The organism is Bacillus sp. ATD (assembly GCF_050585765.1).
Classification (GTDB): domain Bacteria; phylum Bacillota; class Bacilli; order Bacillales; family Bacillaceae; genus Bacillus; species Bacillus stercoris.
On sequence record NZ_JBOBQH010000005.1, the window covers coordinates 197,462 to 210,309 of the forward strand.

Here is a 12,848-nt window from a genome sequence, read left to right on the forward strand (position 1 = left end):
GCTCTTTTTGGTTTTACTTTTCTAAACCGTCTTTCACTTCTTTAATCATTTGCGCCATAGACTCAAGACCGCCTCCTGATAAGTACCAAGTAGCAGAATCAAGGTAGACGACATGATCATTTTTCACTGCGTTTACGTTTTTCACATAATCGTTTTCAACGACTTGTTTTGTAGATGATGTTTCTCCGATCGCTGTACCGCGGTCAATGACAAACAGGTAATCAGGGTTTGTTTTTGAAATGTACTCGTATGAAACGCTTTGTCCGTGAGTAGACGCTTTGATGTTTTTATCAGCCGGTGTCACGCCGAACACGTCATGGATCAGGCCGTATCTTGATTTAGGGCCGAATGCGCTGATCTTCCCGTCGTTCGCCATAATCACTAGACCGTTTTTGTTAAGCTTTTCAGCCGTTTTCTTTACATCTGCGATTGAATCATCGATTTTTGCGAGTTCATCTTTCACTTCGTCTTCTTTATCGAAAATCTTACCGATTGTTTCCGCGTCTGATTTAAATGATTCCATATACTTCGCTGTGTCTACGCCAAGGTAAATCGTCGGCGCAATTTCAGAGAATTCTTTGTAAGACTCAGATTGTCTTCCTGAGATAATGATCAAGTCAGGATCTAAATCTGCCACTTTCTCGAAGTCTGGCTCTTTTAAGCTTCCGACGTCAGCATATTTGTCATCCTTGAATTTGGACAGATATTTAGGAAGGGCTTGTTTCGGCAGGCCCGCTACTTTATCATCAAGTCCTAGTTTATCTAATGTATCTAAGCTTCCAAAGTCAAATACGACAACTTTTTTAGGGTTCTTCGGTACTTTTGTGCCGTTTTTGTCCAGCTGGTGTTTCACCGTGATTTGTTCTTTCTTTGAATCAGAACCTTTGCTGTTTGTGCTTTGGTTTCCGCATGCAGAAATGACAACTGCCGTCACCAAAGCGATGAATAGTAATGCGAACTTTTTCATGCTCTTCACCTCTTCTATATATTAAGAAAAATAGACACCTATTCTTTGATGATCAATCGTCTGAATCGGGATGGTCATATCGTAGATTTCCTCAAGCACAGAGGTTTCTATTATTTCTTCAGGCGGCCCCTCTTTTACGATGCGGCCGTTTTTCAAAGCTACGATATAGTCCGAATAGACAGAAGCAAAATTGATATCGTGAATGACGATGACGATCGTTTTTCCAAGCTCCTTTACCAGCCGTTTCAGCAGTTTCATAATTTCAACTGAATGTTTCATATCCAGATTGTTCAGCGGCTCATCCAGAAAGATATAATCGGTGTCCTGGGCAATGACCATGGCGATAAATGCCCTTTGACATTGTCCGCCGCTTAACTGATCGAGGTATTTGTCCTGAATGTCTTCCAGCTTCATATAGCTGAGCGCCTGGTTGATATGAACCCAGTCTTCCTCAGTCAGCCGGCCCTGTGAGTACGGAAACCTGCCAAAACTGACGAGGTCTTTGATCGTGAGCCTAATATTGATTTGGTTCGCCTGCTTCAAAATGCTCATTTTCTTTGCAAGCTCTTTGCTGTCGCATGATCCAATCTCTTGTCCGTCTATGTAAATCTCGCCGGAATCTTTTTTGATCAGGCGGCTCATGATAGACAGCAGCGTACTTTTGCCGGCGCCGTTAGGACCGATAAACGAGGTGATTTTGCCCTTTTGAATCGTGACTGACGTCTCTTCAAGGACAACTTTCCCGCCATATTGTTTGCTTACATTTTTGACCTCTACCATGATTTATTCTCCTTTAACAGCAAGTAGATAAAATAAATCCCGCCGGCAAAATTAATAATGACGCTCAGCGTCGTTGAGAAGGTAAACACTTTCTCAACCACAAACTGCCCGCCGACCAGCGCAATGATGCTGATGAAAACGGAGCCTGCGATTAAGTATGAATGCTTATAGGTTTTCAGAAATTCTCTCGCCAGGTTGACGACAAGAAGGCCTAAAAACATAATCGGCCCGACTAGCGCTGTTGACACAGAAACCAAAATCGCAACCACGATCAGCATCTGCTTCACCACTTTGTCGTAGTCAATGCCCAAATTTACGGCGTGCTCGCGTCCGAGCGACAGCACATCGAAAAACTTTGTAAAACGCCATACATACGCGCCAGTCAGCAGGAAGATGATGAACGCGAGCCATAACAAATCTGTATTGATGTTGTTAAAGCTGGCAAACATCTTGTCCTGCACCACTTGGAACTCATTTGGATCAATCAGCATCTGCATAAAGGAAGACAGGCTGCTGAACAGCGTGCCAAACACGATACCGATAAGCAGAAGGAAAAAGATATTTCTCCCCTCACCCTTGAACATGATCTGATACAAAACAAGAGAAAACAGTATCATCAGAAGAACAGAGATGATAAAGTTGATGTTTTTATTCATAATGACCATATTCGCAGAACCGAACAGAAAGATAATGCCGGTCTGAATCAGCATGTAGAGAGAATCAAGGCCCAAGATGCCCGGCGTCAGGATGCGGTTGTTCGTAATCGTTTGAAAGATCATGGTCGAAAACGCAATCGCTCCCCCCGTCAGCACAATGGCGGCGACCTTTTTGATTCGTCTCGGCAGGGTGTAATCCCAATTGCCTAAGTCATAAAACAGAAACAAGCCAATACATACAATGGCTAAACCAACGAGCAACGCCATTTTCATCTGGTTACGCATAGGCTTTTCTCCTTAACAGCATAAACAGGAAAATGCCGCTGCCGATGATTCCGACCATCAGGCCAATCGAGATTTCATAAGGGAAGATAATAACTCTGCCCAATATATCGCAAAACAGCACAAAAACCGCTCCCAATAGCGCAGTATGCGGCAGGCTGCTCTTCAGATTGTCTCCTCTGTAAATCGATACAATATTCGGGATGATTAAACCGAGAAACGGCAGCATACCGACAGTCAAAATGACAAGAGACGTGATCAGGGACACGATAATGAGCCCGATGTTCACTACCCGCTTGTATTTTAGGCCGAGATTGACAGAAAAGCTTTCTCCCATACCGGCCAATGTGAATTTATCCGCATACACATAGGCAATGATAACGAGCGGAATACTCAGATAAAGAAGCTCGTATCTCCCTTTCACGACTAAGGAGAAGTCTCCCTGAAGCCATGATGACACGTTCTGGATCAAGTCATATTTATAAGCGATAAAAGTCGCGATTGAACTGACGATATTCCCGAGCATTAAACCGACAAGCGGAATAAAGATGGTGTCGTTAAACTTGATTCTTTCAAGGATTTTCATAAACAGGAAGTTGCCTGCTAGGGCAAAGACAAACGCGACCAGCATTTTGATTAAAGGACTGGCGGATGTAAACAGCAGCAAGGAAATTAAAATGCCGAGCCGAGCCCAATCCATCGTGCCCGCCGTCGTCGGTGACACGAATTTGTTTCTGCTGATCTGCTGCATAATCAAACCGCAGATGCTCATGCTTAAGCCCGCGATGAAAATGCTGATTAATCGCGGCAAACGGCTTGCAAACAGCGTTGACGCCTCTTGTTTGCTTAAATCGAAGAGATCAAGCGGCGACAGATCTTCTACGCCGATAAATACAGATGTGACGGCTAATATGATAAGTAGAATAAATAAATAACGTAGCTTCATGCTGCCTCCTTACATCCTTACAGCAAAAAGAACGTATCTCCTACTCCGCAAGGACTCAAAACAATATGGCCATATAGTAATTGATTATCATTATCATTTACATATTACCATTTTTCTAGTGTTAGTCAATATTCTTTAAAAATATTAACCTGGTCATTTATCAATTTTACTAATCATTTTCCATCCCAAAACGTTAGGCTGTTTACCATATTTATCTTTTGAACGCCTGTTTACGGTCAGCAAACCTGACATCATTCCTCGTGGAAAATACAAATGTTCATTCTGGAGAGAAATTATCCCTTGATTTACAGGACTGAAAGAGAGATAATAAATACTAAATTTGTGTGAAAATTTTAAACATTAGGAGATGTAAACATGAAGGTCGTTAAATTCGGAGGCAGCTCACTTGCTTCAGGCGCCCAGCTTGACAAGGTGTTTCACATCGTTACCTCAGACCCGGCACGGAAAGCTGTAGTCGTTTCAGCTCCGGGAAAACGCTATGCCGAGGATACGAAAGTGACTGATCTCTTAATCGCATGTGCGGAACAATATTTGGCATCAGGCAGTGCACCTGAACTGGCGGAAGCGGTTGTGGAACGGTACGCTCTCATCGCCAATGAGCTTCAGCTGGGGCAAAGCATTATCGATAAAATCAGAGATGATTTGTTTACGCTTTTAGAAGGAGACAAAAGCAATCCCGAGCAATATCTTGACGCAGTTAAGGCCAGCGGGGAGGATAACAACGCCAAGCTGATCGCCGCTTATTTCCGTTATAAAGGCGTCAAAGCGGAATATGTTAACCCGAAGGATGCCGGCCTTTTTGTGACAAATGAACCCGGCAACGCGCAAGTTCTTCCTGAATCCTATCAAAACCTCTATCGTCTTCGGGAACGTGACGGACTCATTATTTTTCCCGGTTTTTTCGGATTCAGCAAGGATGGCGATGTGATCACATTCTCACGGAGCGGTTCTGATATTACCGGTTCAATTCTTGCCAACGGACTTCAAGCTGATTTGTACGAAAACTTTACAGACGTGGACGCTGTGTATTCTGTCAATCCGTCCTTCGTTGAAAATCCAAAGGAAATCAGTGAGCTGACATACAGAGAGATGCGGGAGCTGTCTTACGCCGGTTTTTCAGTGTTTCATGATGAAGCGCTCATTCCGGCATTTAGAGCGGGGATTCCTGTTCAGATCAAAAATACGAACAACCCCTCAGCCGGAGGCACCCGTGTCGTCAGCAAGCGGGATAACACGAACGGGCCTGTCGTCGGCATTGCCAGCGATACCGGTTTTTGCAGCATTTATATCAGCAAGTATTTAATGAACAGAGAAATCGGATTTGGCCGCAAAGCCCTTCAAATCCTGGAGGAGCACGGATTGACGTATGAGCATGTTCCATCGGGAATTGATGACATGACCATCATCTTGCGGGAGGGTCAAATGGATGCCGCCACTGAACGCAGCGTGATCAAACGGATCGAAGAGGATTTGCATGCCGACGAAGTCATTGTCGAGCATCATCTCGCACTGATTATGGTTGTAGGAGAAGCGATGCGCCACAATGTCGGTACAACAGCAAGAGCCGCCAAAGCTTTATCAGAGGCAAAGGTGAATATCGAAATGATCAATCAGGGATCATCTGAAGTGAGCATGATGTTTGGCGTAAAAGAAGCAGAAGAAAGAAAAGCCGTTCAAGCTTTATACCAGGAATTTTTCGCGGGCGTGCTGATCTCTTAATCGTACATAAATAGCGGGCCGCAGCGCCCGCTATTTTTCATATAGCCGAATTGTTCATTTTTTTCTCTTGTCCACTATTATCCCTGCCAAACAGATCGGCTCAGCATATCTTATAGTATCCTTCATAGGGAGGTGAAACCTTATGTCAGGATACTCTACTGGCGGCGGTTACGGCATCAGTTCTTTCGCTTTAATCGTTGTATTGTTCATTCTTTTAATTATCGTAGGGACTGCATTTGTTGGCGGCTACTAAGCTGCTGACCGTCTCTGCGGGGGCGCCGCAAGACTATGTCTTGCGGTGTTTTTTTGAAAAGAAAAACCCCTTCTCACCAAAGAGAAGGGGCTGGTTCTTACGTCATTCCTCTTTCCGTCACATGAAAGTCGAGTGCTTCCGCATGAGCAGAAACGCCAGCCGCTGTAAAAATCGCGGCTGCGGCTAAACAAATAACAAACAACTTAGATTTCAATTTCATACAAACCTTCACTCCTTTGTATTTGTTTTCTTGCCTCTTCAACTTGTAGAAAGTAGGAAGCAGACAGTTTAAACCACTTCTGTTCATAGTAATATTTTGCTACTTCTAGGGCTAAATCCTCTATATCAGCGTACATATTTTTATTTTTTAGGTATTGAAAACATCGTTCGATTCCTTCTTCACTGGGCTGATCCTGATATAGGGATTGCAAAAACTCGAATTTTACGGCATAGTCTGCATCGTCTGTTTCTTTAGCATATTCATAGCCCCGCTTGTGATATTCCGAAGCTTTATCATGTTTTCCCTGTTTATAATAAATCAGGGTGATTAAAAAATAGGCTTGCGGCAAAGAATTGATGATTCTGCTGCTTTCAAACGTGGAGACCGCTTTTTCAAAGTACTCAATGGCAGGGTCAAGAATATCTTGATTGTAATAGCATAATCCGAGATTGTAGTATGCTCTTCCGACCAGCTGGGCTTTTTGTTCCGCTTGGGCCATATTGAGCGCCAATTTGAAATGGCGTGCGGCTTGTTCGAAATTTCTTTCATCCATCAGGTTAACCCCGAACACGAAATGGCATTGAATGATTCTCACATTATAGGTTTCCTGCTCCACGTAAATTTCATAGGCGTTTTTGATATTAATCAATGAAAAATACGTTTGCTTCATATAATAATAAGCTTCCGCGATTTTAAAATAGAATTCAGCCCGTTCAATATGGTCTGCGACAAAGGAAAGCTTTTTCTCCGCCTGTTTATAGTATGTAATGGCAGAAATAAATTCCCGCTTATCAAACTCATACATCCCGCGGAAAAAATTCACGTAATAGTCGAGCAGCCCTTTAAGATCTGCCTGATTGCTGTCAATGTTTCGTGATAATTCAGACAGGCTTGGCTGGTCTTCGATATTTAATTTTTCTAACGGCTCAAGATAATCCAGCATAAGCTGGTGCCGGAATTCCATTAGTGAATAATAAAGCAGCAAGTTGGAATCATGCTGCATGTGTTTCAGTTCCTGCTGGATTTCAGCTTTTAACACTTCGGCATCCGGCACGCTGAATGTCCGGATATATTTGTACCACTCGTTAATTTTTTGACCGACCGCTGAAGAAGGAATTACCCCGCTCTTCATTCCTTCACCCTCTCCCATCAAAAACTGTTTATGTCATATTTTATCATGTTTATAGACTGTCCTAACCCGAAAAACACGCAATCTTTGTTTTCGGGAGCACGCAATAAACCGAAGCGGTGTGCAAAAAAGGCGGCTCATCTGATGATGCTGCCGCCCTGTATGCTATTGCTGCTTTGCCGTTAAGGGAAGGCGGATGATAAATTTTGTGCCTTTCCCTTCTTCACTCTTGATCTCTACTGTGCCCCGATGCATTTCAACGAGCTGCTTGACGATCGAGAGACCGAGTCCGTATTCACCGTATGCCGTGTTCGTTCTTGAAATATCTGCTTTATAGAACCGCTCCCAAATATGCTCAATATCCTCTTTTGAAATGCCGATCCCCGTATCTTCAATTTCAATAATCGTCTCTTTATAACCTTCTATTCCGCGCAGCCAAATGTCACCGTTTTGCGTAAATTGGATGCTGTTTTTCGTAATGTTGACGAGTATTTGAATGAGCCTGTCGTAATCGGCATGAACGATCACGTGATCCTCTACCTGAATCATCAGCCTGTTTTGTTTTTCTTCCGCCTGCTGCTCCAAGTGCTCTTTTACGATTTCAAACACCTCGATCAGCGGAACATCAAGCATGTTCAAGGTAATTTGCTGGGACCTGATTTTTTCATAATCCAGATTTTCTTTTACGAGCCGCAGCATGCGCTTCGTTTCCTCACTGATCAGCGAGAAGCACTTATCCTTCTTATCCTCAGGAATCGTATGGCTGTTCAGCCCTTCAACCAAACCGTTGATAGTCGTTAGCGGAGTTTTTAATTCATGTGACACGTCAGCGATAAACTGCCTTCTCCGCTTCTCAAGGCGATCGATTTCATCCCTCGACTGCTTTAACTTTTTCGCCATAATATTAAAGTCGGACGCCAGTACGCCGATTTCATCCCTGTAGCTGTTTTCCAAGTGGATGTCATAATCGCCGGAAGCCACTTTATCTGTCGCTTCTCTCAGCTTTTGAATCCGTTTGACATGGAATTTGGATAGGAGCCAGCTCACAAGAATCGTAATGACGAGCGTGCTGATTACAGCGTAAAACATATAGAGGTTGACCTGATTGACCATCTGTTCAACACCGCTGATTGGAGAAATCAGCAGAACGGCGCCTTTAAACTCGTTCTGAACAAATATAGGCTGCGCCACAAGAGACACTTCATCATCAAAACGGCCATCGGCCCTGATCATGACAGTCTGCCCTTTTTTCAGCTTGTTCCATTCTGATTTCTTCAGCTGTTCCCTTGGCTGATGATGAAAGCCTTCAGGAAGAAAATAAGGCTGCTGCTTTTCATTGAAGATGATAAACTGAGTCTTTCTTGTGCTTAAAATGTCCTGATAAGGATAGAGCCTGCGCATGTCCACCTGGCCGGCTTGGAATTCATTTGCGATCTGCACCGCATATGACGTCAATTCCTCTACTTTGTTTTGATAGGCAAAATCTTTCACAAAGTGAGAAAATAGCGAAATGATAATGACAAACGCTAAAATCAAAATGCTGATATGGCTCAGAAGCAGCTGGTATAAATATTTAATCTTCATCAAATTTATACCCTACTCCCCACACGGTATATAGGAAAGGCTTGTCCTCGCTGGCAAGCTTTTTCCGCAGCCGTTTGATATGAACGTCAACCGTCCGCTCATCTCCATAAAATTGATAGCCCCATACCTGCTCAAGCAGCTGTTCTCTGGAGAACACCTGACGCGGATTTTGGACAAGGTAGTAAAGCAGATCGAATTCCTTCGGCGTGAGATTTTCTACAGGCTCTCCGTTCAAAAAGACTTCTCTCGTCTTCTTATTAATTGTAAAGCATTCTGATTCGATCATATCTTCATCAACAACCGCTTTGCCTGTCGCCTTGTATCTTCTGATGACGGCTTTGATGCGGGCAACCAATGTCAGCGGGCTGAACGGCTTCGTGACATAATCATCCGCCCCCATCTCAAAACCGATGACCTGATCTGATTCAGTGTCTTTGGCAGTCAGCATGATAATCGGCACCGTGCTTGTCTCTCTTATTTTTCTGCAAATGGTCACGCCGTCCATAGATGGAAGCATGATATCCAAAATGATCAGATCCCAATTTTCTTCCGTAAAACGCTGGTATCCCTCTAATCCGTCATGAACGAATTCCGCTTCAAAACCTTCCTTAAAAAAGAACATCTCCGTCATCGTACAGACACTAACATTATCTTCTATCATTAATATTTTCATTATATCCTCCGGTTGTTTTGATGCTTTTTTCTATAATAGCACCATTTTAAACAGAAGGTTTTGCGTTTCGCAATTGTTAGTTTTTATTTCATCAACTAGAAATAGATTGTTCATATTTTTTTCATACCTTTGGACTACTATTAATTTATCAACAAGCAAGCCCGCCCCAGAGGCGGCCTTATCAATAACAATACCTATACGGAGGAACATAAATGAACTTTATCAAACGGGCCTTTTGGAATATGAAGGCTAAAAAGGGAAAAACGTTATTGCAATTATTTGTGTTTACAGTCATATGTGTCTTTGTTCTATCAGGGCTCACCATCCAGTCGGCAGCACAAAAATCAAGCGAACTGGCCAGACAGGAGCTAGGCGGAAGCGTGACACTACAGGTTGACCGCCAAAAGCAAATGGAAAAACAGCAGGACAGCGGTGAAAAACGCAGCTTCGAATCAACACCGATTAAAGTGTCTGATGCAAATAAGCTTGCAGCACTCGATCATGTGAAAAGCTACAATTACATCACATCAGCTTCAGCCAACGCGGGGAACTTTGATGCGATTGAGAGCTCAAGCTCCAGTTCAAGCGATTCCAGCTTAAGCAGTTCAAACTCAAATGCTAAAAACAGCCAAGGCGGCGGACAAGGCGGACCGCAAATGGTGCAAGCCGATCTTTCGATTGAAGGTGTCATCAGCACAGCATTAGTTGATGATTTCTCTGACGGGGATTCAAAAATCACTGACGGACGCGCGATTACAAAATCAGATGTCGGCAAAAAAGTAACAGTAATCAATGAAACATTAGCGGAAGAAAATGATTTAAGCGTTGGCGATTCGATCACAATTGAATCAGCATCAGATGAGGATACAACAGTAAAGCTGAAGATCGTCGGTATTTATAAAACAACATCTTCAGGCGATGACCAAGCCCAAAATTTCTCTTTCTTAAATCCTTATAACAAGCTTTATACACCTTACACAGCAACAGCGGCGCTGAAAGGCGACGACTATCAAAATACGATTGACTCAGCCGTTTACTATATGGACGATGCGAAAAATATGGATGCTTTCGTAAAAGCAGCGAAGAAAACATCCATTGACTTCGATACGTACACACTGAATACAAACGATCAGTTGTACCAGCAAATGGTCGGCCCGATTGAAAATGTAGCTTCTTTCTCTAAAAACGTGGTGTATCTTGTATCAGTGGCAGGGGCTGTCATTCTTGGCCTGATTGTCATGATGTCGATCAGGGAGCGCAAATACGAAATGGGCGTGTTAATGGCCATCGGTGAAAAACGGTGGAAATTGATTGGACAGTTCTTGACTGAGATTCTGATCGTGGCCGTTATCGCGATCGGCCTTGCATCGGTGACTGGAAATCTCGTCGCAAATCAGCTTGGAAATCAGCTTTTATCCCAGCAGATCAGTTCATCAACCGATTCAACGCAAACTGCAAGCGGGCAAAACGGACAAATGCCTGGCGGCGGTGGCGGCATGGGCGGCGGAATGTTCGGCCACAGTTCATCGAACGCGGACGTTATCGATTCACTGAACGTCGCGGTTTCTATGAACGACATGCTTGTTCTTGGCGGGATCGGCATCCTTATCGCAATCATTGCAACATTGCTGCCGTCCATTTCAGTACTGCGGCTTCATCCGAAAACGATACTGACAAAACAGGAATAGAAAGAGGCGGAACCTATGAGCTTATTAGAATTTCAACAAGTCGGCTACTGGTATAAAGACAAAAGCCAGCCGTTGTTTCAGGATATTAACATCAGCTTTCAAAAAGGAAAATTCTACACCATTGTTGGCACATCAGGGACAGGGAAAACCACTTTCCTGTCTCTGGCAGGCGGACTTGACGCACCAAAAGAAGGAAACATCCTTTACGACGGAAAAGCGGTTTCTAAAATCGGCTTAACCAATTTCAGAAATCAATATGTATCAATTGTTTTTCAGGCGTACAACCTGCTTCCGTATATGACGGCTTTGCAGAACGTCACAACCGCTATGGAAATCACAGGATCTAAAGAAAAGAACAAAGAATCGTATGCGCTTGACATGCTGCAGAAGGTCGGCATCAACGAAAAACAAGCCCGGCAAAAAGTGCTCACACTGAGCGGCGGACAGCAGCAGCGGGTATCAATTACAAGAGCTTTCTGCTGTGACACGGATCTTATCGTAGCCGATGAACCGACTGGAAACCTTGATGAGGACACCTCAAAAGAAATTGTACGTCTCTTTCAGGATCTGGCGCACAAGGAAGATAAATGCGTCATCATGGTGACGCACGATGAGCAAATTGCAAAAGTATCAGATATTAATATCAGACTTTCAAGAGGAAGCTTTACTGTGAAGGAAAACATCGCAGTTGTATAACAAAACGCGCCTCTGCCAGTGCAGACAGGGGCGCACCCTATATCCCCCTTTTATATAGAAGTGAACATAAAAAGAGCGGCGGCTGCATCCCCCCGCTCTTTTTATCATTTTTTCGCTCCTGCCTCTTTTGACTTCTCTCTTCGCTTCTTTTTCCAAACAGCCAGAATAAACAGAAAGAGCGGAAACAATAATTGAAAAGGCAAATGAATATACAGCGGCACCACTTTCAGGCCTTCGTTCAAGTGCTCCGAAAAGTTAGTCGCAATCGTAATAGAGAGGATTAAGATGCCCAATCCCATCGGATAAGCTAATTGGGAGGGATTCTTTTCCTTAAAGAGCGTAGATGTCCCCACCACAGTGGCATATAAGTAGAGACTGACTTTAAAGAAGCCGCCAATGATCAGCGCCAGCATAAAAAAGACATCAAGCCGATCTAAAAATTCTTCGACCTTGATTGTCTGGATCGTGCTTAAAAGCGGAAACTGGGATCTGAGTGTAAGATCAACATCAAGCACGCTGATATTAATCGCCACGGTGAGCGCCACAACCAATCCGCTAATAGCCATGGCGATCATCCCCATTTTTTTCACATTTTTTCTGTCATTCAGGTTAGGGAAAATCATCACAAATAAAACAACTTCACCAAACGGAACGTACATGGTCTGTGTGAAAACAGAGTGAAGGACAGGAGAAATGCCGTTTGCCAAAACCGGCTTTAAATTGTGCGGGTCTATAGTGCCTGAGACAATAATTAGCACGAGGCCGATCGCGCCCAGTAAATACATGGCCCCGAAAAGAAGTTCGGCCGCGCGTGCGAGCACTTCAATTCCTTTTCTTACGGCATATATGCTTACGACCATTAATAAAGCATTTACAATAATGATAGGTGTATCATGATAAGCAAACGTCAGCAGCATTTCTCCAAAGTCACGCAGAACCCTTGCGGCAATATAGGCAAAGTACAAGATATAGAGAAATGAAAACAGCCAGCTCAGCTTGGTTCCGAGCATATCATCCATATATTCTTTCGGCGAAGATTCCGGATAGCATTGATAAATGCCTTGATACAAATAGAAAAGAAACAGTCCGGCCGCACAGCCTAATAGAACTGCTATCCAAGCATCCCTGCCCGCCATCGATCCGGGTGTAATCAATAAGGAGCTGCCCAGTTCAAAAATGATAATCATGACAAACAGCTGCCTTATGCTTATTCTGGCTTTTTCCATCTGTCACT

At 43.6% G+C, this 12,848-nt stretch carries 13 protein-coding genes; 4 read left to right on the top strand and 9 right to left on the bottom strand.

The window, feature by feature from the left end:
• Positions 1–13: 13 nt before the first annotated feature.
• The 4 genes from yclQ to yclN are packed head-to-tail and all read right to left on the bottom strand — an operon-like array spanning position 14 to position 3,631.
• Complete coding sequence (yclQ, locus tag ACQXR1_RS14045; RefSeq protein WP_430772334.1) at positions 14–967, bottom strand: petrobactin ABC transporter substrate-binding protein YclQ; 954 nt, start codon at positions 965–967, stop codon at positions 14–16.
• A gap of 21 nt (positions 968–988) precedes the next feature.
• On the bottom strand, positions 989–1,747 hold the full coding sequence (yclP, locus tag ACQXR1_RS14050; protein ID WP_014662775.1) for a petrobactin ABC transporter ATP-binding protein YclP: 759 nt from the start codon (positions 1,745–1,747) through the stop codon (positions 989–991).
• Complete coding sequence (gene yclO, locus ACQXR1_RS14055) at positions 1,741–2,688, bottom strand: petrobactin ABC transporter permease YclO (protein ID WP_040084169.1); 948 nt, start codon at positions 2,686–2,688, stop codon at positions 1,741–1,743. The genes yclP and yclO overlap by 7 nt, the downstream gene beginning before the upstream one ends.
• Entirely contained in the window at positions 2,681–3,631 is a 951-nt protein-coding gene (gene yclN / locus ACQXR1_RS14060; protein WP_306645527.1) for a petrobactin ABC transporter permease YclN, read from the bottom strand. The genes yclO and yclN overlap by 8 nt, the downstream gene beginning before the upstream one ends.
• Before the next feature lie 375 nt (positions 3,632–4,006).
• On the opposite strand from yclN, the gene ACQXR1_RS14065 reads away from it, so the two are divergent.
• Together ACQXR1_RS14065 and ACQXR1_RS14070 are read left to right on the top strand one after the other, a co-directional pair.
• The gene (locus tag ACQXR1_RS14065; protein ID WP_306645528.1) at positions 4,007–5,371 is read left to right on the top strand and encodes an aspartate kinase; all 1,365 of its coding nucleotides are present in this window, start codon (positions 4,007–4,009) and stop codon (positions 5,369–5,371) included.
• Positions 5,372–5,513: 142 nt separating this feature from the next.
• Positions 5,514–5,624, top strand: coding sequence for a YjcZ family sporulation protein (locus ACQXR1_RS14070; protein WP_040084173.1), 111 nt, complete (start codon positions 5,514–5,516; stop codon positions 5,622–5,624).
• Positions 5,625–5,721: 97 nt separating this feature from the next.
• Here ACQXR1_RS14070 and phrC read toward each other — a convergent pair whose 3' ends face one another.
• From phrC to yclJ, 4 genes are all read right to left on the bottom strand, one after another.
• A complete protein-coding gene (gene phrC / locus ACQXR1_RS14075; RefSeq protein WP_014662771.1) occupies positions 5,722–5,844 on the bottom strand; it encodes a phosphatase RapC inhibitor PhrC in 123 nt (40 codons plus the stop codon).
• On the bottom strand, positions 5,828–6,976 hold the full coding sequence (gene rapC, locus ACQXR1_RS14080) for a response regulator aspartate phosphatase RapC (protein WP_014662770.1): 1,149 nt from the start codon (positions 6,974–6,976) through the stop codon (positions 5,828–5,830). The genes phrC and rapC overlap by 17 nt, the downstream gene beginning before the upstream one ends.
• Positions 6,977–7,138: 162 nt before the next feature.
• A complete protein-coding gene (yclK, locus tag ACQXR1_RS14085; RefSeq protein WP_080478158.1) occupies positions 7,139–8,560 on the bottom strand; it encodes a two-component system sensor histidine kinase YclK in 1,422 nt (473 codons plus the stop codon).
• On the bottom strand, positions 8,547–9,230 hold the full coding sequence (gene yclJ / locus ACQXR1_RS14090; RefSeq protein WP_041521471.1) for a two-component system response regulator YclJ: 684 nt from the start codon (positions 9,228–9,230) through the stop codon (positions 8,547–8,549). Before yclJ ends, yclK begins: the two co-directional genes overlap by 14 nt.
• Positions 9,231–9,442: 212 nt before the next feature.
• Between yclJ and ACQXR1_RS14095 the strand changes: the two genes are divergently transcribed.
• Positions 9,443–10,918, top strand: a complete 1,476-nt coding sequence (locus ACQXR1_RS14095) for an ABC transporter permease (RefSeq protein ID WP_430772335.1) — start codon at positions 9,443–9,445, stop codon at positions 10,916–10,918.
• 15 nt (positions 10,919–10,933) lie between these two features.
• Positions 10,934–11,614, top strand: coding sequence for an ABC transporter ATP-binding protein (locus tag ACQXR1_RS14100; protein WP_430772336.1), 681 nt, complete (start codon positions 10,934–10,936; stop codon positions 11,612–11,614).
• A gap of 104 nt (positions 11,615–11,718) precedes the next feature.
• Here ACQXR1_RS14100 and gerKB read toward each other — a convergent pair whose 3' ends face one another.
• Positions 11,719–12,840 carry a spore germination protein GerKB gene (gene gerKB / locus ACQXR1_RS14105; protein WP_430772337.1) on the bottom strand — a complete coding sequence of 374 codons (1,122 nt, stop codon included), beginning with the start codon at positions 12,838–12,840 and terminating at the stop codon, positions 11,719–11,721.
• Positions 12,841–12,848 lie beyond the last annotated feature (8 nt).